The 25,848-nt window shown below is 32.2% G+C and carries 26 protein-coding genes and 1 tRNA gene; 21 read left to right on the forward strand and 6 right to left on the reverse strand.

Annotated elements, in window-relative coordinates:
• The first annotated feature begins 227 nt into the window (after nucleotides 1-227).
• The 12 genes from D9R05_RS15150 (at nucleotide 228) to D9R05_RS15205 (ending at nucleotide 10,495) form a co-directional block, all read left to right on the forward strand.
• Nucleotides 228-599, forward strand: a complete 372-nt coding sequence (locus D9R05_RS15150) for a hypothetical protein (protein WP_121668077.1) — start codon at nucleotides 228-230, stop codon at nucleotides 597-599.
• Nucleotides 600-790: 191 nt separating this feature from the next.
• Complete coding sequence (locus tag D9R05_RS15155; RefSeq protein ID WP_121668078.1) at nucleotides 791-1,345, forward strand: hypothetical protein; 555 nt, start codon at nucleotides 791-793, stop codon at nucleotides 1,343-1,345.
• A 158-nt stretch (nucleotides 1,346-1,503) separates the two neighbouring features.
• On the forward strand, nucleotides 1,504-2,130 hold the full coding sequence (locus tag D9R05_RS15160) for a hypothetical protein (protein WP_121668079.1): 627 nt from the start codon (nucleotides 1,504-1,506) through the stop codon (nucleotides 2,128-2,130).
• A 144-nt stretch (nucleotides 2,131-2,274) separates the two neighbouring features.
• Nucleotides 2,275-2,949, forward strand: coding sequence for a hypothetical protein (locus tag D9R05_RS15165; RefSeq protein ID WP_162985018.1), 675 nt, complete (start codon nucleotides 2,275-2,277; stop codon nucleotides 2,947-2,949).
• A 162-nt stretch (nucleotides 2,950-3,111) separates the two neighbouring features.
• Complete coding sequence (locus tag D9R05_RS15170; RefSeq protein ID WP_121668081.1) at nucleotides 3,112-3,945, forward strand: hypothetical protein; 834 nt, start codon at nucleotides 3,112-3,114, stop codon at nucleotides 3,943-3,945.
• 137 nt (nucleotides 3,946-4,082) lie between these two features.
• Nucleotides 4,083-5,003, forward strand: a complete 921-nt coding sequence (locus tag D9R05_RS15175; RefSeq protein ID WP_121668082.1) for a PD-(D/E)XK nuclease family protein — start codon at nucleotides 4,083-4,085, stop codon at nucleotides 5,001-5,003.
• Nucleotides 5,004-5,228: 225 nt separating this feature from the next.
• Nucleotides 5,229-6,497 (forward strand): chloride channel protein, encoded by a 1,269-nt coding sequence (locus D9R05_RS15180; RefSeq protein WP_121668083.1) that lies wholly within the window; start codon nucleotides 5,229-5,231, stop codon nucleotides 6,495-6,497.
• A 531-nt stretch (nucleotides 6,498-7,028) separates the two neighbouring features.
• Nucleotides 7,029-7,874 (forward strand): alpha/beta fold hydrolase, encoded by an 846-nt coding sequence (locus D9R05_RS15185; protein ID WP_121668099.1) that lies wholly within the window; start codon nucleotides 7,029-7,031, stop codon nucleotides 7,872-7,874.
• A complete protein-coding gene (locus D9R05_RS15190) occupies nucleotides 7,867-8,346 on the forward strand; it encodes an RNA polymerase sigma factor (RefSeq protein WP_121668084.1) in 480 nt (159 codons plus the stop codon). Before D9R05_RS15185 ends, D9R05_RS15190 begins: the two co-directional genes overlap by 8 nt.
• Nucleotides 8,339-8,905 (forward strand): hypothetical protein, encoded by a 567-nt coding sequence (locus D9R05_RS15195; protein WP_121668085.1) that lies wholly within the window; start codon nucleotides 8,339-8,341, stop codon nucleotides 8,903-8,905. Before D9R05_RS15190 ends, D9R05_RS15195 begins: the two co-directional genes overlap by 8 nt.
• Nucleotides 8,906-9,016: 111 nt before the next feature.
• Nucleotides 9,017-9,511, forward strand: coding sequence for a hypothetical protein (locus D9R05_RS15200; protein WP_121668086.1), 495 nt, complete (start codon nucleotides 9,017-9,019; stop codon nucleotides 9,509-9,511).
• A 6-nt stretch (nucleotides 9,512-9,517) separates the two neighbouring features.
• Nucleotides 9,518-10,495 (forward strand): WD40 repeat domain-containing protein, encoded by a 978-nt coding sequence (locus D9R05_RS15205; protein WP_121668087.1) that lies wholly within the window; start codon nucleotides 9,518-9,520, stop codon nucleotides 10,493-10,495.
• Between the two features lie 204 nt (nucleotides 10,496-10,699).
• Here the strand turns inward: D9R05_RS15205 and D9R05_RS15210 are convergent, their stop codons facing one another.
• From D9R05_RS15210 to D9R05_RS15220, 3 genes are all read right to left on the reverse strand, one after another.
• Complete coding sequence (locus D9R05_RS15210; RefSeq protein WP_121668088.1) at nucleotides 10,700-13,096, reverse strand: WG repeat-containing protein; 2,397 nt, start codon at nucleotides 13,094-13,096, stop codon at nucleotides 10,700-10,702.
• 275 nt (nucleotides 13,097-13,371) lie between these two features.
• A complete protein-coding gene (locus D9R05_RS15215; RefSeq protein ID WP_162985019.1) occupies nucleotides 13,372-13,974 on the reverse strand; it encodes a WD40/YVTN/BNR-like repeat-containing protein in 603 nt (200 codons plus the stop codon).
• An 87-nt stretch (nucleotides 13,975-14,061) separates the two neighbouring features.
• A complete protein-coding gene (locus tag D9R05_RS15220) occupies nucleotides 14,062-14,490 on the reverse strand; it encodes a beta propeller repeat protein (RefSeq protein WP_162985020.1) in 429 nt (142 codons plus the stop codon).
• Between the two features lie 224 nt (nucleotides 14,491-14,714).
• Between D9R05_RS15220 and D9R05_RS15225 the strand changes: the two genes are divergently transcribed.
• Nucleotides 14,715-15,668 (forward strand): calcium/sodium antiporter, encoded by a 954-nt coding sequence (locus D9R05_RS15225; RefSeq protein ID WP_121668091.1) that lies wholly within the window; start codon nucleotides 14,715-14,717, stop codon nucleotides 15,666-15,668.
• Nucleotides 15,669-16,745: 1,077 nt separating this feature from the next.
• Here the strand turns inward: D9R05_RS15225 and D9R05_RS15230 are convergent.
• Nucleotides 16,746-17,966 carry a site-specific integrase gene (locus D9R05_RS15230; protein WP_121668092.1) on the reverse strand — a complete coding sequence of 407 codons (1,221 nt, stop codon included), beginning with the start codon at nucleotides 17,964-17,966 and terminating at the stop codon, nucleotides 16,746-16,748.
• Between the two features lie 219 nt (nucleotides 17,967-18,185).
• A tRNA-Pro gene (locus D9R05_RS15235) sits at nucleotides 18,186-18,260 on the reverse strand.
• 140 nt (nucleotides 18,261-18,400) lie between these two features.
• Here D9R05_RS15235 and D9R05_RS15240 point away from each other — a divergent pair.
• The 8 genes from D9R05_RS15240 (at nucleotide 18,401) to D9R05_RS15275 (ending at nucleotide 25,051) form a co-directional block, all read left to right on the forward strand.
• Entirely contained in the window at nucleotides 18,401-19,627 is a 1,227-nt protein-coding gene (locus D9R05_RS15240) for a multidrug effflux MFS transporter (RefSeq protein ID WP_121668100.1), read from the forward strand.
• Nucleotides 19,628-19,648: 21 nt separating this feature from the next.
• A complete protein-coding gene (locus tag D9R05_RS15245; RefSeq protein WP_121668093.1) occupies nucleotides 19,649-20,095 on the forward strand; it encodes a c-type cytochrome in 447 nt (148 codons plus the stop codon).
• Between the two features lie 17 nt (nucleotides 20,096-20,112).
• Nucleotides 20,113-21,477, forward strand: coding sequence for an alpha/beta hydrolase family protein (locus D9R05_RS15250; protein ID WP_121668094.1), 1,365 nt, complete (start codon nucleotides 20,113-20,115; stop codon nucleotides 21,475-21,477).
• A gap of 61 nt (nucleotides 21,478-21,538) precedes the next feature.
• Nucleotides 21,539-21,895 (forward strand): hypothetical protein, encoded by a 357-nt coding sequence (locus D9R05_RS15255; protein ID WP_121668095.1) that lies wholly within the window; start codon nucleotides 21,539-21,541, stop codon nucleotides 21,893-21,895.
• A 63-nt stretch (nucleotides 21,896-21,958) separates the two neighbouring features.
• On the forward strand, nucleotides 21,959-22,363 hold the full coding sequence (locus D9R05_RS15260) for a DoxX family protein (protein ID WP_121668096.1): 405 nt from the start codon (nucleotides 21,959-21,961) through the stop codon (nucleotides 22,361-22,363).
• Nucleotides 22,360-22,779, forward strand: a complete 420-nt coding sequence (locus tag D9R05_RS15265) for a DsrE family protein (RefSeq protein ID WP_240463095.1) — start codon at nucleotides 22,360-22,362, stop codon at nucleotides 22,777-22,779. The genes D9R05_RS15260 and D9R05_RS15265 overlap by 4 nt, the downstream gene beginning before the upstream one ends.
• Before the next feature lie 11 nt (nucleotides 22,780-22,790).
• A complete protein-coding gene (locus D9R05_RS15270) occupies nucleotides 22,791-24,443 on the forward strand; it encodes a bifunctional metallophosphatase/5'-nucleotidase (protein WP_121668097.1) in 1,653 nt (550 codons plus the stop codon).
• A 20-nt stretch (nucleotides 24,444-24,463) separates the two neighbouring features.
• Nucleotides 24,464-25,051, forward strand: coding sequence for a TlpA family protein disulfide reductase (locus D9R05_RS15275; RefSeq protein ID WP_121668098.1), 588 nt, complete (start codon nucleotides 24,464-24,466; stop codon nucleotides 25,049-25,051).
• Nucleotides 25,052-25,133: 82 nt separating this feature from the next.
• On the opposite strand, the gene D9R05_RS15775 is transcribed toward D9R05_RS15275, so the two are convergent.
• Entirely contained in the window at nucleotides 25,134-25,721 is a 588-nt protein-coding gene (locus D9R05_RS15775; RefSeq protein ID WP_121668102.1) for a DUF2490 domain-containing protein, read from the reverse strand.
• Between the last annotated feature and the right edge of the window lie 127 nt (nucleotides 25,722-25,848).

Below are 25,848 nucleotides of genomic sequence, written 5' to 3' on the forward strand. Positions count from 1 at the left end.
TCTACTGCTTTCTGTTTAAACTCTAAAGTGTAATGTTTGGCTTTACGTCTCATAAATGCTAAGTTAACAACTTGCAATAATATTCATTCAACTCTATGTCCTGTCTAATGTAGTAATTCCAGAAAGATGCTTTTGGTGCAGAGTGCTATGTCACCAAATTTGAAACTGTACAAAATAAAGATGGAACTATAGCTTGGTTTCAGAACAACGAAATAGGGAAATGTTTTGTGAGGTTATTATACCAAAATAATACAACATTTAACTGGAGAGTTTATAGCAATCATTCTGATTGGGGAATTGATTGCAATCATATTTGTTGGTTTGGAAATAAGTTGATTATAATTTACAAAGAAAAACATTCGCATTATCTCGTAAAAATAGAAAACTTCAATGTAGATATACTTTTTATAGGTCTAATAACCCATATATGTATTACTGAAGAAAATGTTATTTATATTAAACAAAAAGACAACAAAGGAATTCTCCAAAGGATATATGTGAATATATATCAAACTTCTGTAAATTCTGTACCAGAAAAATATATTGAGAAAATGCCTGATGTTCATCTTGAAAATTTTGAAGAATTTCGTCTAGACTAATGGATTGGCTAAAAATATAAAAGAAAAACTACTGGCAACAACGTATAATTCCAACTAAGGTTTTGTGTCCTGCGGACACAGACGCTCACGCGTCAAAGTCAGTTCTTTTTACTATCTTTATTTTCCAAATTCCCTTAGCTGGGTAATTATACAAGACCGTTAGCTGTAATTAAAACCTAAATTATAATACAATGTCAAAATTTTTTATTTTAACCTTCTTCACAATATTAATACCTTTTATTAGTATAGCTCAAAAAGAAACCGATAATTTAAATGAAAAGGATATAACTCAAATTATTGAATTAAAAAATCAATTTGAAAATGCTCTAGAAAAATATTATCCAAATTTGAATTTAATTGATGCTTACGGACAATATCTATCCGATCTTGAAAATAGAACAATTAATCCAAATATTCTTAGAGAACAGAAAAGTCAGGAAATTTTAAAAGGTTTTAAGAAATCTTCAACTTTTAAGAAAATATGGATAGAAAATAAAAAAACACCTAATCAAAAATCTCATTTAATTGATTACGATGGAGACTTTTATAATTATTTAATAAATAATACGGATAATGAGGATGTGAAAAAAGGATATATTGAATTTAAAAAAATACCTAATATAAATCCAGCATTATTGGCTTCTGCACTTAATATGTATTTAAAAGAATCTGATTATAAACAAAATGTGAATCAGATAAGTATTTTGATATTATTTTATTACGATATTATCATTCAATTTATTTAAAAAAACTACAGCTAACAACGTATATCTTCAATTGCGGTTCTGTGTCCTGCGGACACAAACGCTTACGCTTTAAAGTCAGTTCTTTTTACTATCTTTAATCCTAAATTCCCACAACTGAAAGATATACAAAACCGTTAGCTGTAATTTCGACAAACAAAATGAAAATATATACCTTAATTTTAATTTGTATTTTATTTATACAATGTGATGATAAAAAATCTTCTTCGGTTGATAAATTAAAAAGCGAAAGAAATAAGTTAATAATTGAAAATCGTTTTGCTGAGAAAATCCAGAAATATTATTCGAATGGAGAAGGTTCTAATCTGAAATTAGAAATTAATAAGTCTGATTCTATTAATGAATTAATATTTAAGGACAATGAGAATTTTCCATTGATGTTAATAAAAATTCCTAAAAAAAATACCTCAAATTCAAAAAAACAGATTCTATTCACCGATATTAATAATGATGAATTACAAGATATTATTATTAATGTTCACAGAGAAGGTGGCTGGGGAGGCGGTAATGTATTTGATAATGAAATATTTATTTTTAAAAACGAAAAAAATAATTTTATACTCAAAAGTGCTAATAATTCAAGAACATTAACAGACTGTAAATTTGGTCATTTTTCATTAAGAAATATAGAAAATAATAAATTAACTGGAATATCTTATTGTTACGCACCTGATGATGGCCATTGCTGTCCATCACTTAAGTATGAAACTTTATTAAGGATTAAAAATTGGAAACTTGAACATTTTGAAAGTAAAGAAATAAATTAAAAAACTACAGCTAACAACGTTTATCTTCAATCGTGGTGTCGTGTCCTGCGGACACGAACGCTTATGCGTAAAAGTCATTTCTTTTTACTATCTTCATTCTCCAATTCCCACAACTGAAAGATAAACAAAACCGTTACAACACATTTGAAAAATCTAATTTTATACATAATAGTATTATTGACATTGAGTTCCTGTAGCTCAAGAAAAATTATTGGTACTTATTACAATAGTATAGAATTAAAAAATAAAGAAAAAAGTGAAAAATTAATTCTTAAAAAGAACCATTTTTTTGAATATATCTTGGGAAAAACAGACCTAATTGGTAATAAAAATGATGGATATTTTGCGAAGATATATCAAGTTAAAGGACAAGGAAAATATCATATTAAAAATGATACAATATTTTTAAATTTTAAGAGAAATTTTGACTACAAAAATTATGAAAAGGAAAACCTTATTATCAACACTTATGAATCCAATAATGAAAAAGTCAAACTGAAAATTGATTTTGGTTCAAGACAAGATGTAAAAATAAGTGTATTTTCTAATAAAGAAAAGATTTATAATGGAATAAGTGATTTTTACGGAAATATTGAGTTTCAAATCAACAAAGAGAATTTCCCTTTAAAAATTAAATTTGATCTTGCAAATTCAACAAATCATATGTTTGGAGACTACGATTTAGAGTTGGTGGAAATTAATGATTATATCATTCGGTTTCGTTTACCTAACTTAATTCCAGTTGAAAAAGATTTGAGCTTTCCCATAACACGAGATAAAAATGGAATTGAAATCGGAAAAATGAAAAACGTGTTGTAACAACGTATAATTCCAACTAAGGTTTTGTGTCCTGCGGACACAGACGCTCACGCGTCAAAGTCAGTTCTTTTTACTATCTTTAATTCCCAAATTCCCTTAGCTGGGTAATTATACAAGACCGTTGTGCGGCATACGAGAAAAAGTGTGCGAAAATTCAAAGAAATGGATGAAATTGAAAAATATGTCATAAGAGCAATTCAAAAAAGAAATCATTCTCCTGTTGATGATTTTGAAGGGTATTCTCCTGATGAAATGCAAGTTATATTATATAATTTTTTTGATTCAAAATGTGTCGTTCAATTTAAAAAAGCGAATGACAAAATTTATGACAGCATACCAATATTGAATCAAATAAAATTTCTGTGTGATATCATTTTGGAAAATGGTGAATTGAATTTGACAAAAACTGGACGTTTACCAATAAAGACGGTAGCACAAATTTACAACGAAGGCTATCTGAAAGACGAGGGAATCGAACAAGGGATATCAAAGCTTTATAAAGAAGAAGGTATCCAAACAATGGAGCTTACCCGAATATTGCTGGAATTATCACAGATTGTTAAAAAAAGAAACAACAAGCTTAGCATTACTGCTAAAGGAAAAAAATTGATTGCCAACAATCATTCGTTATTTATCCACATCTTTGAAATATTCTCGACAAAATTCAATTGGAGCTATTTTGATGGCTATGACAACGAAGAGGTTGGACAAATTGGCATCGGATTCAGTTTAATTTTATTGGATAAATATGGATCCGACTTTAAATCAACTAATTTTTACGCAAACAAGTATTTGAAAGCCTTTAGTTTTGAAGCTAATAATGAAGATATTGTAACGGATAATCAAAAGGCTTATTCGTTGAGAACATTTGATCGATTTTTAGAATATTTTGGATTAGTGAAATTGACAAACAAAAGATTTGGAGAAACTTCGAAAGTAAAAACTACAAGTTTATTTAAGAAACTTATAAAAGTACGACCGCACAACAATGTATAACTTCAATTGCTACGTATTTGTGTCCTGCGGACACAGACGCTGGCGCGTCAAAATCAATTCTTTTTATTATCTTTAGTCTCAAAACCACGCAACTGAAAGTTATACGAGACCGTTATAGCAAATTTTGAAATAAAAATATGGAAGAAACTATAATACCAGTTGAATCAATTCGAGAAAGAGATGTCGACTTGATTTTACTTGAAGAATTATCGACCAATAACTCATTTTGTGATTGGTTTATTAGAGAATTAGATCTTCCAATCTTGACCTCAGTAAACGGAGCTTGGAGAAGCATTTCAGCATTTGGACTTGGAGAAACTGACATTTTATTTTCATATAATTCAAATAATAAAAAGGTATTTATACTCATAGAAAACAAATTGGATATCGCGTTTCAAAACGAACAATTCAATCGGTATATACAACGGTTAAATAAATATTTAATTAAGAAAGATTGCGATGATGCTTTCGCTATCTTAATTGCACCGAAACTTTACTGCGAAAATCAAAATGATTTTGAAAATTACTTAACATACGAAACAATTTCAGAGAGACTTAAATTTTACGGAACAAAAAGAAATTTATTTAAAAGTAATTTATTGCAAATTGCAACTGAAAAACTCAGGCGCGGTTACCAACCAGTAAATTCTATTTCAGTACAGAATTTTTGGCACCAGTATTGGCAACACAAAGAAGAAAAATCTCCGACTTTAATAATGAAAAAACCAGACATTGTTCCTCATAATAGTGATTGGCCAATGCTGTATGACCACAGGTTAAAAAACGTAGTATTTTACCATAAACTCGGACAAGGAAATACAGATGCAACTTTCAAAGGATTTCCGGAAGAGATTGAGGTCAAGATTAAAGAAAATATTCCAGAATGGGCAAAATTTGAGAAACACGGTAAAAGTTTTTCAATTCGAGTTTTTTCAGGGCATATAGACAGAACAAAGGATTTTAAATCCCAGATTGATAAGGTGAATAACGGATTAAAAAACCTTGATCGAATAAGAAATTGGATAATCGAAAATAAAAACTTGCTACAACAACGGTAACCGTTGCACAAGCCTTTAATTCTTAGAAAATCTCACTTATTTAAACCGCTTTTAGGAGGTTTTTAAGTAAGTAAAGCTTTGTACATCTAATATTATTTTAGTCTCTAGAATTATTTTTTACTGAACACTGTTAATGATACTATGATTTTTTGATTAGTTTTATACACCCATAAATTTATTTGCATTTTTGGGGGTATTGTATGCCATAAAAAAACGAACTAAACGGTGAAATTAAAACAAAGAAGAAAATTAATAACATACTTAAATATTTTAGACCAACCTTTCCGATTTAATCCATTCGTTTTCAGTCGGACTTTTTTATTATGGGCTATTCTTGGACTATTTGGAGGAATAATTGCGGGAATTTACTGGATTGGACTTGAGTTTCTGACTCATCAATTAGTTTTTTTTAAAGGTTGGCAAGTAATTCCTGTAATGGCAATTTGTGGACTTTTAGCAGGCTTGGTAATTCATTTCATTGGAGACCCAGGAGAAATACATTTGATCGTAAACAACATTCGGTTTAACAAAGGAAAACTTGACCCTAAAAACAATCCGTCAATGATTCTCTCTTCATTATTGTGTGTTGCGTCAGGTGGAAGTCTCGGACCCGAAGCACCACTAGTTCAAATAACAGGCTCAACAGGAACTTGGTTAGGTAAATTATTAAGACTTAAAGGAGAAGATTTACGGTCTTTAAGTATCGCAGGAATGGCTTCAGGGTTTACAGCATTATTTGGTGCTCCTTTAGGTGGTAGTCTTTTTTCATTGGAAATTCTGCACTACAAACACGCAGTTGAATATTACAAAGCTATCATTCCTGCATTTGTTGCAAGCTGCTTTAGTTATTTGGTGTTTGCATTAATCATTCATTTGGGACTTGGCCCAATATGGGACTTATCAGCTTATGAATATTCAGGAATTTTTGATTTTGGTTATGCAGTTCTATTTGCAGTAGTTGGAGCTGTTTTTGGATGGGCTTTTATTTTTTGTACCAAATTTTTTAAATCAATATTTGAGAAAAAACCAATTCCCATTTATATCAAAACGTTAATTGGAGGAATTCTACTTGGAGTAATTGCATTCTACTTTCCAATAACAAGATATTTTGGACATCACGAAATTAATGAACTGCTTTCAGGTAAATTCCCTTTGACTTTATTGATTGCTATTTTAATTTTTAAAATCATCGCAATCTCAATAACTGTAACATCAGGTTGGAGAGGTGGGTTTATTATTCCGCTGTTTTTTGTAGGAGCAACATTAGGACTTATAATTCATCAACTTTTTCCTTCAATAAATCTGACGTTAGCAATAGTTAGTTGTATGGCAGCAATTAACGCTTGCGTAACTCGGACACCAATGAGTACAACTATTTTACTTGCAACATTGACAGGGTTTGGACATTTTATACCAATCTTATTTGCAAGTTTAACAGGCTATTTTTTAGCACCAAAATTACCTTTTATTGGTTCACAAATGGAAAAAGAATAAAAATAGGGCATACAACAATTGTAACCGTTGCACAAGCCTTTAATATTTAAAAAACCTCACGTATTTAAGCCGCTTTTAAGCGATTTTTTTAGTTTTAGACCGTTGATAAGTTTGATAATTTTAAGTCGGGTATTCCTGCTCCACTTTTCACTCGTTTTTGAATGAACTTGAGTCGTTTTTTGAGGTTCTAATTGAATATTTTATAATAAGCCGTTAGTGATATCGTGATTTTTTGGCTAGTTTTACAGGACAAATAAAATGCCATTGCATTTATGCATGTGTTAACCATAATTGAAGGCTTCACGGTAATGATAGCTTACTAAATATTTAAAATAAATTTTCTTAACCCTATATTTTTATTCGTTTTTTCATCATTGGAAATCTCTGGTTCATGGATACTTAAAGAATAGTAAAGTGAGTGCATAAAAGTGAATAAATGAAAATACTTAGGATAGGAGTGCTTATATAATAAGATTTTCATGTAACATTTTATACAAAATGTATCTAAAGGGAAAACAAAACCTTTTAGAGATGAAAAAATTAAATATTTGCTTTATTGTTATTATTCTTTTAATTGCCTTCTCAATGCAATCACAAGAAAGTTTTCAAGTTACAAAAACCGGAAAGGGACAGCCAATTCTACTATTTCCCGGTTTCACCTGTACTCCTGAAGTATTCAGTGAAATAACAACACACTTATCAGAAAACTACGAAATTCATGCCTTTACCTTTGCCGGTTTTGGAGAAGTATCTCCCATATCTTTTCCGTGGTTACCCAAAATTAAAAAGGAGATTCAAAGCTATGTCATCGAAAATAAACTAAAAGATGTCATTATTCTGGGACATAGTATGGGAGGCAGTCTTGGGTTGTGGCTTGCTTCAGAAAATAATAATTATTCCAAGCTTATACTTATCGATGCGCTTCCTGCTATAGGGGCTTTAATGCTGCCAGATTATAACAGCAAAACAATCACTTATGATTCTCCTTACAATCAAAAGCTACTAGCAATGGATAGTTTGACTTTTACTAAGATGGCAAAACAAATGACGCAAGGAATGAGCCTTAATAAGGACAAGCATCAACAAATAGTAGACTGGATAGTACAAGCAGACCGGAAAACTTATGTGTATGGCTATACTGATTTGCTCAAGTTGGATTTAAGGAAGGCTATAAAAGAGATCGAAATTCCCGTTCATATTTTTGCCGCCACACATCCTTATGGGAAAGAGACTACAGCATTGAATTATCAAAAGCAGTATCAAAACCTTAAAGATTATAAGATTAATTTTGCTGACGGTTCGGGACATTTTATAATGTATGAGAAACCGCAATGGTTAAGAGATCAAATTGAAACAGCGCTTCAAAGCAATGAGTAAAGAGAAACATTTTCAGAAAATATATAAGGATCATTATGCCAAGGTAATGAGGTTGTGTCTGGGTTATCTGAATGGGAATGAAGATCTGGCGAAAGATTTGACACAAGAGGTTTTTCTAAAAGCCTGGCAGCATCTTCCTAATTTTCGAGGCAATTCAACAATAGAAACATGGATTTATCGTATAACGGTAAACACCTGTTTGCAGGAGTTACGAAAGAAAAAATCGGTAGCGCTTCAACCGGAATTGATCTCTGAGGAGACCTCAATAACTAAAGAGGCAGAAATCCGCTTTACGGCTATGTACCGCTGTATCAATACACTTTCTACGGAAAACAAATCTATTATACTCCTGGAACTCGAAGAAGTTCCACAACAAGAAATTGCGGCTATTATAGGAATCGGACATCAGGCCGTAAGAACCAGAATTCACAGAATTAAACAGCAACTTTCTAAATGTGTAAAAAATGAATGATTTTGAAAATATAAAAACAAGCTGGACTCAAGACCAAAGAGCCTTTGATTCAGAAACGGGATATAAGGAGATCTTGAAAAAGTCCAAACAAATTCGGAAGAAGCAACGCATAGGGCAAATAGTCTTAGGAGCAACAGTAATTCTCCTATTCATTTTTTTCTTTTATGTGTCAGCTTATAAAAATACCCGGGCATTTTGGGGGCTAGGTATAATGATGAGTAGCTTGATCATAAGGATAGTTATGGAGTATTACAGTATACGAAACCTTACTAAGATACCTCCCTATAAAAAAATGAAGGATTATAACCAAAAGCTTATCAACTACTATACTTCTAGAAAGTTTATTCATTTTCTGGTAACCCCGATACTTTTTGGATGCTATGTTTTTGGGTTTATACTTTTACTGCCCGTATTTAAAAAGAACCTCTCACAAGGCTTTTATACCTATATATTATGGTCATCTGTTTTTATTTTTTTAGGCTTGGCAATACTTATCGCGGTACAAATAAAAAAGGAACTATTGATTTTGAAACAACTCAAAAAAGAGATAAGTTATTAAAAGGTAGTTAAACATATACAAGATTAAATAATAAACTTCCCTCATTTGTATTAATAAAATAAATTTTCAGTAACAACATAATTTACTTGTCGTTATTAAAAAAAAGACATAATGAAAACAAATCCTTTAAAAATTTTATTATTTGCTAATTTAATAGTCACCCTTGGACTAGTTGTTTATATAGTAAAAAATCAACATATAGAAATTGATTTTTCAAATGAAGTCCTAAAGGTTCGTGGGTTAGTGGTAACCGATTCTACCGGAGTGGAACGCGTGATTATAGGGACACATCTGCCGCCAGCACAATCATTTGGGTATCGATTTTATAGAGGAGATAATTCTGGTGTTTCCGGTGTTATGCTTTACGACCACGAAGGCCAAGAACGTGGGGGTTATGTGACCGATGATTCTTATGGGAATATATTTTTAACACTAGATTCTAAAATTTCCCAGCGTGTTCTTTTTATGGCAGAACCCCAAGGAGCATCCATGCTGAAAATGTGGGGTAAAAACGGTAATCATATTAATCTTGGCACTTCTGATGACGGTACTTGGCTAGACGTTTCTGACAACGGAGAAAACCAAAGTTTAATTGAAAGCAAGTAATCTATAATGAAATTTTATAAAATTACCTTACTTATTACCATAGCTCTTTCTTTTACCTATTGTGAGCAGAAAATTACAATAAAGAAAAATAAACTCACAAGCAACAACCCGATTGCTTATACCGATGTTGTGTACAAATCAAAGCGGGACACTGTTTTTGTCTCCACCTATAGCGGAAAAATATACGAACTCATTAACGGTGAAGAAAATAAAAAACAAATAGCGGCTATTAATGATGAGATCTATAACTTGGTGTATAATGTTCAGAGCGATGAACTTTATGCCGCAACCTTAAATTCAGGAGTGGCCATCATCGATGCTTCAACCGGTGCAGTGAAGCGGACATTATCTATTGAGCAGACCTGGGCATATCGACTTTGTTATAATGAAGAAAACGGGATACTCGCTACCTTTGATTTTAAAGGGAACTCTTATATCTGGGATATTGAAAATGATTATAAACTTTTAGAAACCCCACCAGAATTAGAACAAATGCGTCCAAAATACATAGCCGGTAACGGGGATATTTATTTTGAGGGAAAAAATAAAATCGTCCGCTGGAACTATAGAACAAAGGATATAAAACCATTCAAAATTAATGGGCATATAGCCGATGTAGATACTGAAAAAAATATAGTGCTGTTGGACGGTAAAGAATTTACGTTTTACAACTCTGAATTAGATAGTATTCTCTACAAACAAAAACACCCGAACTGGCCTATCCATATCTCGGGTAAAGAAGGTAAGGACAGTATTGTCAACGTTCCTTTAAATCTAGAAGTACTTTCAGGATTGGCAAATTCTAAGTTTATATATACCTATGGTTTGGATAAATCTATACGTAAATGGAAAAAATCATCAGGAGATTTGGTTGAAACCTATACACGTCACAAAGGAACAATAAGCGGGATGGATAGCAACAAAGAAAAAACACAACTCGTTACAGTTGATCTGTTAGGGAACCTTCAATTTTGGAATTTATAGAGTCATCTAAAAAGATCTATAAGCGTTGGTCATTTTTATTATTACATTAACGACAAGTTGTAAATTTAATATGAAGTACTGATAAAAAATCAAGTACAAGGTTCTAGAGATTTGTAATAAAAACGAAGTCTACATGAGTCTCGGAATTAAAGTGAAATGGGAAAATCTATTAGATCTGAACTATTTTGTTGATTTGCCTTCGTATCAATAATACAAAACATCGATAATTTCCTTAGTTTTTATGGGTAATAGTTTTCCATTTTCATCTATAAAATGCCAGAGACCTTTCTTCTTAAAGGCAACGGGAAAGCTGAAATCAGAAGTCTCGTCGTATAAATTCAGCGGTTGGTTTAAATAGATATCAAACTTGGGAGGCAAGATCTCTTTTCCTTCAATAGTAATAATTCCGTAGTGATGATTGAGCATTGTTAAAAATCCGTTCTCATTTTTTTCTCTAAAAACGTTCTGAAAACGTACAGGCACTACGATCTCACCTTTTAAATTGGCAAATCCTTTCAATATTTTGCCGGTTGCCGTGTCTTTTTTAAATAAAGGCAGGTAATTTTCGTCCTGAAATTTCTCTAAATAATCCCCTTCCTGACTATCGTAGGTCACGGGAACAATCAGTTTTCCTTCCGCATTGGCATAGCCAAATTTTAACCGGTTAGCCTCTTGTTGGGTGACCAGGTAATTTCCGTTTTTTAAAGGCTGAATAGATGAATAACCTTCCTTGAGTAACAGCTTTTGTTTTTTGTAATCGAACAAATAGGTTTTTCCGTTTTTTTTCACAGTAAGCAACCAATGGTAAGGGGCTTTGCTCATTTCGGTAAATGTGAGTTGTTCTTGGGTATTTGTTTCCGCGTTAAAAAGTGCATATCCCTTTTGTTTATGCTTCAACACAAAATACTTGTCGTCCAATTGCTCAATATAAGTGTAGGAGACCGGTAGCACCTCGTTTCCTTCCGCATCAAAAAGTCCTACCAAAGTTTGATGATTTTCATTTTCTATTTCTACCCGAATTAGCTGATGTTTTTGGTTAAAAACTCGTATATGGTTATACTTGAAGGGAATAACTAATTGCTCTTTTTCTAAATCGTAAACGCCCTGAGCTCCATTTTTTCTATATAATATGACTTTATGATGGGCTTGTAATTCAATTTTCGTATAATCTTCCGTGATTATTTTATCTGCATGGAGCACATATAATTGGTCTTTTCCATCTTTTTCCAAACGGATTAATCCTACGGGTTTTTCCTCAAAGCGATAATGCTGGCGGTCGTTAAAAAATTCGACCCGATCGTATTGCGGAGGCACGGTTTTACGGGTTTGTGGAACATAAAACCCGTACTTTCCGTTGGTTCTGGTTTTAAAAATAGATGTTAATTTTTTGGAATTGGTTCGTATCTCGCTTAAATCGATCCAGTCGTAACTATTGGGCAACAATTGCTTATTTTGTTTATCCAGCAGTCCCAGTTTGTCTCCTTTTTTGCTGATAAAGAAATCACCCTGAACTCGTAACTGATTTTTATGGGTTACCGGAATAATAACATTGCCCAGCGTATCTATAATGCCATATTTATTGTCTTTTTCTACGGAAAAATAGGCGCCGGATTGAAAATTGGCGTAAGGATTGTAAATAGCGGTATATTGAAACGGAACGATTTGCTCACCGTTACGGTTAATGAGTCCAAAAAGTGCTTTGTTATTGGGAGATTTTGTTGCTTTTGAAGCAATTAAATGTCCGTTTTCGATCTCTAGGTGTTTATATTCCGGGTTAGAAAATTCTTTTTGTTTCGGAAGGTTAAAAACCACGTGTTCACCGTTTTTTCTGAAGGCGGTCACCCATTCATCGTTACGCCTATCTACGAGTTGATGCTCGTAGTTGAAAGGGGCTAAGACTTCATTATTAAAATTGATAACGCCCCATTTTCCAGCTTTCCTAGCATAAAGATAATCCGGTTTTTGTTCGCAACCGCTGCAATAATCAAATTGTTCATACTCAAAAGGAATAACAATTTTTGCTTTTTTGGCTTCATAAACGCCCCATTTTTCATTCTTCTTTACATCAAAAAGATGCCGATTGAGCACCCTCACATCTTCAAACTCCAACGGCACCAAAAATTGTCCCCAAGTATCAGCAAAAGTCTTTTTACCTTGGTCGTCAATTTGAAGGTAACGACCAAAAACAAAGCTTATTTTTTCATATTTTGGAGATATAACCCATTTTCCGTTTTCGTTGATCATTCCCGATTTACCGTTTGCTACCTGAACGATGTACATTAGTTCATTTTCATTTGGGTAAGAGCGTTCCATTCCATTGTTGGTAGGAACGATGCTGTCTAGGGGATGAAACTTTTGAAGTATCTTGGTAAATGCACGCTGACCGTTTTTGGTGATGTAAAAATGGCTACTGTCTTTTTCTACACGGGCAATTCCCTGAAAAAAGGACGTACTTTTAGGGTAAATCACGGTATTTGTAACTGCTTTGGTGGCCGGATTTAATTTTTTTTCGGCGATATTTTTAGAGGTGTCGCAAGCATTTAAAAAACAGATAAAGCTTAGTAGCAGCAAGTAATGAATAATGGTGGTGTTGGTGCTCATTTTAATGTGCTTATGGATTGATGCTTAAAAATTCGAGTGGTCTTTTTTTTTTAAACTGTGCTTCAGAAAAAGTTCTATTCGTTGATTGGTTTTCAATAGTTAATTTTTGTAACAACAAAGCAAGCAAAATCTTATGGGAATAGCCTTCTTGTATTCCGTGAAAAATATGCTAAAATTTAGTTGGTGTAAGTAATTGATCGCTTTCAGGGTTTATATTTAGGTTTTTGGCTTTGCTAAGATGATATCTTGAAAGTCGGAAAAGTTCTCGCCACTGCCTAAAGTTTTGTTTTGTATAACAGATCGCGGTTTAAGAGAAACACCTTGTCGTTGATCAAGAAAAGTCCGTAAGCATCAAAAACAAAAGTTTTCCCATTGGCCAAAAGGATTGGTGAGATTTTCCCTTGCGTATCGATGGAAAATAAAGGAGCTTTATTTTTTTCATCTTGAAAACTTTCTGCCGTGGTCATTAGCAAACGGTTGTCTTTGGTATATTCCAAATTAGAAATATTGACTTGGCTTCCCAATACCGCGGTTTCTATTTTTTCCCAGGTTGAACCGCCGTCGGTGGTTTTTAGCAACAAACCTTGCAATCCAGAAATATAACCTTCTTTTTTGCTAGTAAAAGCGATAGAATTTAAGGATTCTCCTTCTTTTCCGCTGCGCAACAGGCACCAATCTTTACATTCATTGGTACTCTCGTAAACATTTCCTTTAAAAGAAAGGATCCTAATCGTGTTATCGGGAAAAATAAATACATCGCTTAAGGCAAGCTCATCGGTTTGCAAGCCATCGAGTTGAACCTTCTGCCAGTGCGCACCCTTATCTATAGTTTTCAGGGCGATGGGTTTTCCGCTGTTATCGCCAATAATAATCCCCAATCCAGAGGGAGAAAATTTTATTTTATAAAAATTAGGATGGCGTAATTCATATTTGTCTTTGCCCAGCGTAGCGACATCAAAGGCTTCTCATTCATCATTTAAATCATCATTTCTGAAAATGTAGCGGGAAGCGCCCACTACATAAAACTGATCTTCGTAAATAGCGGTACTGTAAAATGCATTAGCAAAACCTGAAAAGGAAAAGCCTTTCCATTGTTTTCCGCCGTCTTGGGTGGTGCGCAGACGTAGGCGTGTGCCACCGGCAATAATTCCTTCATTTTCATTGATAAAGCTCACACTGTTGTAAAACTCAAATCCGGTATTTTCAACGGCGTGCAATACCTTGACAGCGTTCCCGGTCACATCGTTTTTAAATCGTTCCTGCTCGGGTAAAACTATCGGTAAGGTGTCAATCTCTACACCAATGTCACTTATGGATTGGTAAGCTTCCTGTGCAATACTTGGTAAACTAAAAAGGATGCCCAAAAGGATACTGAGGACTGGCACTGTTTTCATTTTTTACTTCTTCAACATAGTATAAGAGGTTAACGTAGGCAAAGGTATTTCATTATTTGGAACTCCAGTTCATTTAAAGAAATGACTTTTAGATCGGTTTTTTTCTATTTTAAAGCAAACCCTAATGAATGTTTGGAATTTTTTGGTATTTTTATTATCAGTAGGCATAACAAATTTCATTATAGCTACGTTATGAGAGAATTTAAAATAAATTCGTGATATCAATGCTTATCGCTTCCTTACTCATTATTTTAGGTTTTGTCGGCCTTATTTTTGGAGCCAATTGGCTGGTAGATGGAGCATCTTCTTTAGCGAAAAAGAATAAAGTTTCAGATCTCGTTATAGGATTGACAATTGTAGCTTTTGGTACTTCCGCGCCCGAATTAGTAATTAATTCTGTTGCCTCATTTGATGGATTGCCCGACATTGTATTTGGAAATATTATCGGAAGTAATAATTTCAATTTATTCGTAATACTTGGCATTACAGGTTTAATTTATCCCATTACGGTACAAAGTTCTACCGCGTGGAAAGAAATACCGATTTCTTTAGTAGCCGCCATACTGGTATTACTGCTTGCTAATAATTTTTTTATTCAGCAGAATCTTGAAATTTCTCGGATAGATGGAATTTTATTACTCCTTGGCTTTACTTTATTCATTGGTTACGTATTTACCCAATTAAAACAAGAAAAAGGGGAGGAGCTAGCCTATAAAACACAACCAAACTATAAAATTTGGGGAATGATTATTCTGGGGATGGCAGGACTTATCATTGGTGGAAAATTAGTGGTTGATAACAGTATCTCAATTGCTACGAATTTAGGCATTAGCCAGAAAATCATAGGTTTAACCATAATTGCGGCTGGAACTTCACTTCCGGAATTAGTAACTTCTATTGTGGCAGCTACAAAAAAGAATAGTGATATTGCCATAGGCAATGTAATTGGTTCAAATATATTTAATTTGCTACTTATTCTTTCCATAAGTTCTTTTGTAAAACCTATAGCATATAACCTCAATTTTAATCAGGAATTATTCATTTTACTTGGAGGAACTATTTTTTTAATCATAGCAATGTTTACGGGTAAAAGGAAAAAACTTGATCGTTGGGAAGCCTTGATTCTGTTAAGTTTTTATTTGATCTATACTATTTATTTAGTACTGCAGGAACTTTAATACCGGTTAGAAATGTAGTGTTTAGTTAGTCTCAAAAAAATCATTCATTTCAAAATCTTTTTCCATCAGCTAGATTTTTAATTACTCTAGCGTGACCTAATAAAAGCCATCATATTTCGATCTTAACTATATGATTAGATGATGTCAAGATTTTAGCAGAAGTACAGAGATTGTGCTGCCGAAAGAATCTTTCCGTTCGAAAAGAATTTATAATACTATATGCCATGCTCAGTATAACCTGAACTACAAATCAGAAAATGATATTAGTATAGAAGATGGATATGATGCCAATAAGCTTGCCCATTTATTTTTAGAAAAATCCCAAGAAGAGGGTAAAAAGAGACTATCCCAATTAAAAAATCTACATCATTAAGAAGAAATTCAATAAACTATTTACTTTATTTATCCGGAGCATTTGCCTTTTTTCGAAAAATTAAATTTTAAATAATCCTTAATAGCTTCCTTTTAAATTTACTTCCTTTAGTGCCTTCACATTACCTTTTTGATACTTATTTTTTACATGAATTAATATTAATAAGAACTATAAAAAAGGAAGAGAAACGAACTGATTTATGCGTTCGTTAATATTAATTCATGTCTTTTTGTCATCAAACAAGTAAGGTGTAACGGTCAGGAGGATTTTTAAGTCTTCGGAGATTATTTATTTCAATTTAATCAAGCGAACTTAAGCTAAAAGTAAATTTACCATAGAAATATTCCATATTAAATTTCTTTTAGCTTGGGTTCAAGATCGATTTTAGTGAACCTTATTTTTAGTAATGTAATGGAGAAAAATAGGGTGGAGCGGGAGAGGAAGATTAAATATAATCCATAAGTAAAATTACTTATTTGCTGTAAAAATTCATCTAATTATAGGAGTAATGAGAGTTTTTGCTGCAAAAAACTTAGTATAAAGAACTATTAAATTTTGGTATATCCTATATATAAAGGGATTGGAATACTATAACATCGCGTAGCGTGTTATCCTCTTGCTATTCCATCCCTTTCGGTTGTAATACCTTCAAATTAAAATATTAAAAGTAAAGTCCTATAAGGTTTTTATTTAAATTTTCCGCATTATATGACTTTTAGTCTTTCTTCTAAATTATCCATATCCATCCCTATTTTTGTTTGTAATACTCTCGCATAAACTTGTGTAGTAGATAGTTTAGAATGACCTAATAATTTTGAAACTGTTTCTATAGGAACACCATTATTTAAAGTTACCGTCGTGGCAAAAGTATGTCTGGCAGCATGAAATGATATACTTTTAGGAATTCCTACAAGCTTACATATTTCCTTGATATAATTGTTTATTTTTTGATTGGAATAAACAGGCAGTAATTTATCTTCTTTTATAGAATCACTTTCATATTGCTGTAGAATTTTTTTAGCTTTAGGTAACAAAGGAATTTTTACGTATTCTTCGCTTTTAGCCCTTTGGGTGAAAATCCAATCTTTGCCATTCATCCCTTTAGTTAAATGACTTTTTGTGAGATTTTTTACATCAATGTAAGAAAGTCCGGTGTAGCAAGAGAAAACAAAAATATCTCTAACTATCTGGTGAACCTTTTTTTCTAAATAGGAAGTCTCTAATTTTTCTAGTTCTTGTTGATTTAGAAAAACTCTATCAAACTTTTGAAACTTTAATTTAAATTGAAAAAATGGATCTTTATCCAACCATTCTAGTTTTAAGGCCAGATTAGTTAATTTTTTTAGTCTTTCTAAATGTTTCATTACTCCATTATTAGATAAGGGTTGACTTTTTTTCAAATAATTGCCTGAGTTTAGGTAATGCTCAAAATCTACGATGAACTTATAATCTAGTTCAGATAAATAAATATCTGAGGTGTGTTTCTTCTCATCAAGAAATTTTTTCAAATATTTTTCTGTAGAGTAGTAATTTTTAAGTGTACCCCATTTTAATTTAGATTGCATTTTATCGTTGTGGTAAGTAACAAGTTCGATTAAACTTTTATGATCGTTATCTTCTCCTAAAAAAGTAGCCTTAATTTTTTTGGCTGTAATAAGCTCATTTCTAGATTTCAAATCACTATAGCAATTAAATAGTTGCGCTTTACACTGCTCTAAATAATTATTAATTTGCTTACTTTCGAAACTCCTTCCTTTTACCTGTTGAGAGCGCTTATCCCATTTCTCGATAGGAGCCATTTGTTTTAAACTAATTTCGACTCTCTTTTTTTCTACGGTTATCCTTGCATATAAAGGAGCATTAGAGTCTTTTCTTTTGGACTTATTGATCCAAAAATGAATACTGAATGTTTTGATAGTCTGCATATACTTTCGTTTTAAAGATGAATAGAACGAAAGTCAAATCAATGTGCCTAAAACGGCATTACAAATCGAAAGATAATACTTTTTTAGGTAACCGAATAGGTAACCGTATAGGTCACCTGAATTTTGATAATAAAAAAAATCTTTTGACTTCAAATTTTATTAAAACACTGAAAATCAAAAGATTGTAATTTGTTCTGTTTGTTAATTTTGTATTCTTTGTCGGGATGAGAGGATTCGAACCTCCGATCTCGCGCCCCCCAGACGCGCACTTTAACCGGACTAAGCTACATCCCGAATTTGGAAGTGCGAATATAATAATTATGATTTTTCTGAAAACATTAATCGTGACGAATCATTATAAATCAGCTATTAATTATTTGTTAAACCAATTCTAACTAAGCTTCTAAGAAGTATTAATGCTCGAAATTTGCATTATGCAAGAAGATTTTAGTCAGCGAAATAAAAAAAGAGAGCGTATTATTTTATTGGTTTTAGGGACTTTAATTGCTTTAGGACCTTTTTCTATAGATATGTATCTCCCAAGTTTTGAGAGTATAGCAAAGGAATTTTCAATAACTAAAGCTGAAGTAGGTTTTTCTCTAACTAGTTATTTTATAGGAATTGGATTAGGACAACTTATCTATGGTCCGATAATGGATAAATTTGGTAGAAAAAAACCACTATTAATTGGTTTAATAATCTATGTAATTTCTGCTATTAGCTGTTTTTATTCGCCCAACTTAGAATGGTTAGTAATATCTCGATTTTTTCTGGCTTTAGGAGCATCAGCAGGAATGGTTGCGGCAAAAGCTGTAGTTAGAGACGTTTTTCCTACAAATGAAGTTGCTCGAGCAATTTCTTTTTTGATGCTAATCATGGGTGGCGCGCCCATTATTGCTCCAACTATTGGCGGAATTGTAATTAGTTATTTTACTTGGCATGCAATTTTTGTAATCTTGGCTTGTTTTGCTGTACTTATGTTTATTAGTGTGTTTAAATTTTTGCCGGAAAGTATAGATCCGGATAAAAGTGTTGAGCTAAAATTTAAGAAAATAACTTCAAAATATTACGGAATTTTAACCGATAAAATATTTCTGACATTTTCTTTAGCCGGCAGTTTTACTATTGGAGCTTTATTTTCATATATATCAAATGCCCCCACAATGTTTATGGAAAATTATAATTTATCAGAAACTCAATTTGGATGGCTTTTTGGATTAAACGCGGCTGGCTTAATAGCAGGTAGTCAGTTAAATAGAGTAGTTTTGAAAAAATATACAACCTTTAGAGTAACCTTATTCATTAGTGTGGTTTTAGTTGTAATAGGTTTGCTATTTACTCTAAATGCTTTTTTTAGTTCAAACTTTTATTTAACTCTAAGTTTATTATTTTCAATGCTATTTTTATTAGGATTTCAAAACCCTAATACTACGGCACTTTCATTATACCCATTCTCAAAAAGAGCCGGTAGAGCTTCTGCATTAGTAGGAAGTATGAAAATGATTTTAGGTGCTTTAGCTTCTTTTGTAATTAGTAAATTTACCGGTGTAAGTTTAGTGCCAATGGCTATTACAATAATGGTTTGTTTATTCTTAAGTGCTTTTTTGTTGTTTCGTTTCCAGAAAAAGGAGAAACGTTCTTTAATTATTATTGGACGTTAATTATATTTGACAAAAACTTTTATGAAATTTAGGAGTTCAGTTTTACTTATTTTCGCGATCGTAGCGCTTTCTTGTAAAGAAAATAGAAAAGAAAACTATAAAAAACCGAGTAAAGAAATAAGTTCAATTGCTTCTACTGAAAAAAAAAATTTTCAGAAAGGCAAAAAAATATACGCTAATAAATGTGCACAATGCCACTTAGCTAACGGAAAAGGTATACCTAATCTTTATCCGCCTTTAGCAAGTTCAAATTGGTTAACAGAAAAGCGTGAAGAAAGTATTCGCGCCGTAAAATATGGCTTAAATGGCGAAATTATTGTAAACGGAAAAACCTTTGAAAATGTCATGCTTCCATTAGATTTATCTGATAAAGAAGTAGCTGAAGTTATGAATTATATTATGAATTCTTGGGGGAATACACAGGAAAAACAGGTTACAGAAAGAGAAGTTTCGGCTGTAAAGAAATAATTTTTTAAAAACTACTTATGAAAACTAGGCTTACGTTAATTTTTATATTTTTTTCAACAATACTTTTCGCTCAAAATATAGAAGGAGATTGGAGTGGAGATATTCAAGTTCAAGGAACAAAAATCGGTTTTACATTTACCATAAAAAAAGAAGGAGATCAGTATTCTTCTGTGGTCGATATTCCTAAACAAGGTGTAAAAGACCTTCCGGTAACAAGTACCACTTTTAAAGACTCAATTTTGAACTTGAGTATTGTTAATGCTGGAATTACGTATGAAGGAAAGTATAAGAATAATGCTTTTGTAGGAGATTTTAAACAAGCCGGACTCTCGCTTCCGCTGACATTAACGCCAGGCGAAAAAAAATTAAACAGACCCCAAGAGCCTAAAAAACCATTTCCGTATACTTCAGAAAATATTACTGTTAAAAATGAAAAAGCCGGAATTACTCTTGCGGCAACTTTAACCCTTCCTGAAAATGTGAAAAAAGCACCGGCGGTAATCTTAATAAGTGGAAGTGGTCCTCAAAATAGAGATTCGGAAATTCTTGGACATAAACCATTTTTATTGCTATCAGATTATTTAACGAAAAATGGGTTTGCTGTATTACGTTTTGATGAGCGTGGTGTTGGTGAATCTGAAGGAACTTTCTCTACCGCTACGAGTTACGATTTTGCAGATGATGTGGAAAGTTTTTTCAATTATCTTGAAACGAGAAAAGATATTGATTCAGAAAATATTGGACTTATCGGTCATAGTGAAGGTGGTTCTGTAGCGCCAATAATTGCAGCTCGGAATAAAAATGTAGCTTTTATTGTATTGATGGCTGGCGCAGGAGTAGAAGGAAGCGATTTGTTGCTATCTCAAAAAAAGGCGATGCAAGAAAAATTAGGAGTTGATGCGGAAACTATTGAAAAAAGTCAGCAACAGTTAGGAAAAGCTTATCAAATGATTGTGAATTCAACTGAAAATAATGAAGCTTTTCAACAAAAACTCACTAATTATTTAGATGAAAATTTTGATGAAGTTCAAACCAAGTCACAAGCACAAAGCTTGGCTCAACAACTTACCAGTCCATGGATGTATAATTTTATTCGTTATAATCCAGAATCAATTTTGGAAAAAGTAAATTGCCCGGTTTTAGCGATTAATGGAAGCAATGATTTACAAGTTCCAGCCAAAGAAAATTTAGCAGCCATAAAAACTGTCTTAACCGAAAACGGAAATAAAAAAGTGACTACACGTGAAATTGAAAAATTAAATCATCTTTTTCAAGAAAGTAAAACCGGCTTACCAAACGAGTATGCAGAAATTGAACAAACCATTTCTCCGGTAGCTCTACGTATAGTTTCTGATTGGCTTTTACGAACAACTTCTAACTAAATTTTTGCTTTGTAACAAAAGTCACTTTTAATCTAAATCTTCTACTTTATCTTTGAAAGTGATGAAGAAAAAAGCTTACATAGCGATTTTATGTTGTCTGTTATTTTGCAGTAAACTATTTTTAGTTGAAGCAAATGCGTTTGAATTATTACTAAATTCAGATGAGATTACGTTGGTGAATCCGTTTTGTAAAAAGAAAAACACCAAACAAAAATCACAATCAGAAGAAAATTTTTCTGCTGAAACTCTCACGACTTCTTTTGTATTAAATTTAAACTGTCAAAATACTTTTCAAGTTTCTAAATTTCAATACAAATCAGTTAATTTAGAAAAAGAAATACCATTTTTTTCTTATCTACAAACTTCATTATTATCACCTTATTACGAACAACAACTTCCGCCACCTAAACAAGCATAATTTTTAATAATCATAAACTTTTAGAATTCTCTAAGAGAAAAGTATTCATTTAAAAATTATGTTATGAAAAACCAAGTGTTGGTGAGCGCTCGCTCTATTCAACTACTTCGGGTAATGCTAAGCGGAATTTTTCTAGTGGCAAGTTTTAACCATTTATTAAATGCTACAAAAACGGTACAAAGAATAGAATCAGCCAATTTTAAAGGAATTGCCTATTTCTTTGGCGATCCAAAATTGCTGGTTATCCTTTCAGGAATTATCATGTTTGTTGCCGGTTTTGCACTTCTAATTGGTTTTAAAACCAGAATTGCTGCAAGTATTCTCACGCTAGTTTTACTCCCGATTACCTTAACAATTCAAGTGGGACAAATTACCACTTTAGGTTCGTTATTTAAAAATATAGCCATAATGGGCGGACTCATTTTCTTTATCATCAATAATATTAAAATCAAAAATAAAAATTTATGAAAACATTCATTATAAGTAGCTTAGTTATTCTTTGTTCATTTTTTTCGATTAATGCACAAGAAAATTTAGCTTCAGGTAAATCAGTAAATTACATTGTGTTAACCCGTAAAATTCCACAATTAAAACCAATTTTAATTACTGCGGAAGAACTTAAAAAAGAAGATCCTTCAACATTCGGAAATTTTGAAGTTGTTATTTGCGGAAAAACCGTGAAAGAGTTAGAAAACCCTTCAGCTCTTGAATCATTTTTACAGCAAGCTAAAAAGTTACATGTTAAGATTCACGCTTGTGGCTTTTCCTTGAAAAAATTCCAGGTAGATAGGTCAAAATTATCACAAGAAATAAGTATTGTAGAAAACGGAATTCTCTACAATTTTAAAAAGCAGCAAGAAGGATATTTAAGTATAGAACTATAAAAAAAATGAAGATGAAAAATTATAACAACCTCTTATTTATATTAATTTTTTCAAGCTTATTTATGGCTTGTAAAGGAGAAAAATCAACCAAAAAAAATACGGAGAATAACATTAAAAAAAGCGATACCGTTTCTGTAACAATTTTACAAACGGCAGATATTCACGGACAATTAGATACGCATCCAGAACTTTTTTGGGAAAACGATAAAATTGTATTTAAAAATCGTGGTGGGTTAGCAAATATTAAAACTCTGTTTGAAAAAGAACGTGCCAAAAATCCCGGTAATACGATTATTGTAGACGGTGGCGATTTAATTCAAGGAAGCGGTTATGCAGCTTTATCTAAAGGAAATATTTTTCCTGAAATAATAAAAAACATTAATTATGATGTTTTAATTCCCGGAAACTGGGAAGTTGTGTACGGAAAAGAACAAATGCTGAATGTGCTTCAGAAGTATGAAACACCGGTAATTGCCCAAAATATGTTTCACGAAAAAAGTGATGAAAATTTATTTCCTTCTCATTTTATTAAAGAAATTGAAGGCGTGAAAATTGGTTTTATTGGCGTGAACGACCCCGATGTTCCTATTCGGCAAAATCCCGAATTTAGTAAAGGAATTAATTTTAGCGGATTAAATGAACATTTAAAAAAGAAAATTCAGGATTTAAAAAATAAAGAAAAAGTTGATGTTTTATTTTTGGTTACGCACTTTGGAGTTTTTAAACAAGTAGAATTAGCCAACAATCCTATAGCAAAAAATGTGGATTATATTTTGGGAAACGATACGCATGAAAGAGTACGAGAACCTATTCAAGGAAAATTTGCTAAAGTTACAGAACCGGGCGCTTTCGGTTCTTTTATAGGAAAACTTAATTTAAAAATTGTAAATGGGAAAATTGTAGCAGATCATTATGAGTTACTAGAAGTAGATCCAAATAAATATCCGGCCGATAAGAAAATCGCACAGTTAGTTGAAAAAGCCAAAGCTCCATATAAAGAAGAAATGGAAGAAATAATTGGTTATACAGAAGTTCCGCTATATCGTTATTTAACGGTAGAAAACCCGATGGATAACATGATAACCGATGCTGCAAAATGGAAAACCGGTGTCGATATTGCTATTTCTAACGGTTTTAGATTCGGAAATCCTATTGTTCCTAAAAACGGAAAACCGGCGCCTATTACAAAAGCTAATTTATGGAATGTACTTCCGGTAAATGAAAAAATAAAAACCGGAAAAGCGAGCGGATTTCAAATAAAAAATTGGTTGGAAAATGAAATTCATAATGCTTTTTCACCAAATCCAACAGAACGTTTTGGTGGTTGGTTGGTTAGATTTTCAGGAGTGAAAATAGATTTTGATATTAGTAAACCAAAAGGAAGTAGAATAAATACGGTTAGTATTGGAGGAAAACCGCTAGATAATAATAAATACTATTCCATTTCAGCTTGTGTTCGTCCCGGAGATCCTTTAGACAATCTTTGCAGAATGCCAAACGTAAAAGATGTTGAGGTGAAAAATTATACAATTCACGATGCCGTTGAAGAATATTTGCAGAAATTTTCGCCAGTGTCGCCAAAGCTAGAAAAAAGAGCTTATTGCGAAGAATTAGGTGTAAATTCGTTTTCTACTGTTCCCAACACAGCTTATGAATTTAAATAGAAAAAAATGAAAACTAAAAAATGAAAGCTAAAAAAAGAAATAAAATTTGGAATTATATTTTCTGGATTGCGTTAATCGTGGTGCTTTTTTCCTCAAGTTTAAGAGTCGAAGTTTTTGGTTTTTTACAAAGTGGAATGCTAAAATTAGGCTTGTTTAATCCTTCAGTAGAAAATATTGAAAAAACTACAACGCCAAAAAATTATTCACTCTCTTTAGTTAATCAAAATGAGGAACAATTAAATTTAAGTGATTATAAAGGAAAAGTAGTTTTTATAAATTACTGGGCAACTTGGTGTCCGCCGTGCGTAGCAGAAATGCCCAGTATTCATCAGCTTTATCAGAAATTAAAAAATGATAAAAATGTAGTATTTTTAATGATTAGTCAAAATGAGGATTTTACAAAAGCTGAAAATTACATTCAACGAAAAGAATATGAATTTGATATTCATCGAACACAGGGCAAAGTTCCGAAAGATTTATCGACGTTTAGCATTCCAACTACGTATGTGTTAAATAAAAATGGCGCAATTGTTTACAAACATGAAGGAATGGCAAATTATAATTCAGAAAAATTTGTTGGGTTTCTAAACGAGCTGAAAAATAGATAAATAGAAAAGGCTGTCTAAGAGTTTAGGTTTTAGTGGTAAATTTATAGGCAGTCTTTTTTAATTAAAAATAGTATAAAAATCACTAGTCATCTTTTAAAGGTTCTTTACTGTTTTTTTCTTTGTTAGATTTATCTAGAAAAGTTTTATTCCCTCCATCATACACGCGTAATCTCAAAATAAAATCGTTAGAGCTGTTACTGGTTTCGGTAATGTTTTTTGTTCGGTTGTAAATAAGATAAAGTTCAAATTTCCATTGGTTTTTGGTTTGATAACCAAGTCCGGGGTAAAAACGAACTAAGTCATTAAAACGATCTGATTTTTTAAGGTTTACAAAAATTTCAGCCCCAAGCGGAATATATAGATGATCTGTAAAATGAATAAAATTATTCTTCAGTTTAAGATCTGTAGAAACTCTGTGACGTAAACGAAAACCCGAAGTGAAGCCTGAATTAGTAAAAGAATTTTGAAAACGTTCTTCTATACGAAAATAGTTATTAAGGGTTATTTGATTTATAGTTGGAATATCAAATTTAAAACCCTGACTTAGTCTAAATTCAAAATTATCTTTTGCATTATAGTTTTGTGTGTAAATTACTCCGGCACCAGCGTGAAAACTTTTTACTAAAGGCTTTTTGATGTTTAAAAAAGAAAGCGGCTTTTGATGAGCTATAGCTAATGTGCCTGTTGCACAAGTTACAAAAAAGCCTTAATTTCATGGAATGCAAGGAAAAAAGAATTATCAAGAAAAACTCTTCAACAGTTTTCAGTTGAGCGATAGGGTTCCCCAAGAAAATTTC

Origin of the sequence: Mesonia aquimarina (genome assembly GCF_003667275.1) — a bacterium.
Lineage (GTDB): Bacteria > Bacteroidota > Bacteroidia > Flavobacteriales > Flavobacteriaceae > Mesonia > Mesonia aquimarina.

Excerpts from the sequence above, each read along its gene's own strand:
- D9R05_RS15240 (WP_121668100.1), top strand. The coding sequence starts at position 18,401 with ATGCAAGAAGATTTTAGTCAGCGAAATAAAAAAAGAGAGCGTATTATT.
- D9R05_RS15195 (WP_121668085.1), top strand. The coding sequence starts at position 8,339 with ATGAATGATTTTGAAAATATAAAAACAAGCTGGACTCAAGACCAAAGA.
- D9R05_RS15200 (WP_121668086.1), top strand. The coding sequence starts at position 9,017 with ATGAAAACAAATCCTTTAAAAATTTTATTATTTGCTAATTTAATAGTC.
- D9R05_RS15255 (WP_121668095.1), top strand. The coding sequence starts at position 21,539 with ATGAAGAAAAAAGCTTACATAGCGATTTTATGTTGTCTGTTATTTTGC.
- D9R05_RS15245 (WP_121668093.1), top strand. The coding sequence starts at position 19,649 with ATGAAATTTAGGAGTTCAGTTTTACTTATTTTCGCGATCGTAGCGCTT.
- D9R05_RS15225 (WP_121668091.1), top strand. The coding sequence starts at position 14,715 with ATGCTTATCGCTTCCTTACTCATTATTTTAGGTTTTGTCGGCCTTATT.
- D9R05_RS15160 (WP_121668079.1), top strand. The coding sequence starts at position 1,504 with ATGAAAATATATACCTTAATTTTAATTTGTATTTTATTTATACAATGT.
- D9R05_RS15275 (WP_121668098.1), top strand. The coding sequence starts at position 24,464 with ATGAAAGCTAAAAAAAGAAATAAAATTTGGAATTATATTTTCTGGATT.
- D9R05_RS15155 (WP_121668078.1), top strand. The coding sequence starts at position 791 with ATGTCAAAATTTTTTATTTTAACCTTCTTCACAATATTAATACCTTTT.
- D9R05_RS15250 (WP_121668094.1), top strand. The coding sequence starts at position 20,113 with ATGAAAACTAGGCTTACGTTAATTTTTATATTTTTTTCAACAATACTT.
- D9R05_RS15185 (WP_121668099.1), top strand. The coding sequence starts at position 7,029 with ATGAAAAAATTAAATATTTGCTTTATTGTTATTATTCTTTTAATTGCC.
- D9R05_RS15265 (WP_240463095.1), top strand. The coding sequence starts at position 22,360 with ATGAAAACATTCATTATAAGTAGCTTAGTTATTCTTTGTTCATTTTTT.
- D9R05_RS15230 (WP_121668092.1), bottom strand. The coding sequence starts at position 17,966 with ATGCAGACTATCAAAACATTCAGTATTCATTTTTGGATCAATAAGTCC.
- D9R05_RS15175 (WP_121668082.1), top strand. The coding sequence starts at position 4,083 with ATGGAAGAAACTATAATACCAGTTGAATCAATTCGAGAAAGAGATGTC.
- D9R05_RS15220 (WP_162985020.1), bottom strand. The coding sequence starts at position 14,490 with ATGAAAACAGTGCCAGTCCTCAGTATCCTTTTGGGCATCCTTTTTAGT.
- D9R05_RS15170 (WP_121668081.1), top strand. The coding sequence starts at position 3,112 with ATGGATGAAATTGAAAAATATGTCATAAGAGCAATTCAAAAAAGAAAT.
- D9R05_RS15190 (WP_121668084.1), top strand. The coding sequence starts at position 7,867 with ATGAGTAAAGAGAAACATTTTCAGAAAATATATAAGGATCATTATGCC.
- D9R05_RS15210 (WP_121668088.1), bottom strand. The coding sequence starts at position 13,096 with ATGAGCACCAACACCACCATTATTCATTACTTGCTGCTACTAAGCTTT.
- D9R05_RS15260 (WP_121668096.1), top strand. The coding sequence starts at position 21,959 with ATGAAAAACCAAGTGTTGGTGAGCGCTCGCTCTATTCAACTACTTCGG.
- D9R05_RS15270 (WP_121668097.1), top strand. The coding sequence starts at position 22,791 with ATGAAAAATTATAACAACCTCTTATTTATATTAATTTTTTCAAGCTTA.
- D9R05_RS15205 (WP_121668087.1), top strand. The coding sequence starts at position 9,518 with ATGAAATTTTATAAAATTACCTTACTTATTACCATAGCTCTTTCTTTT.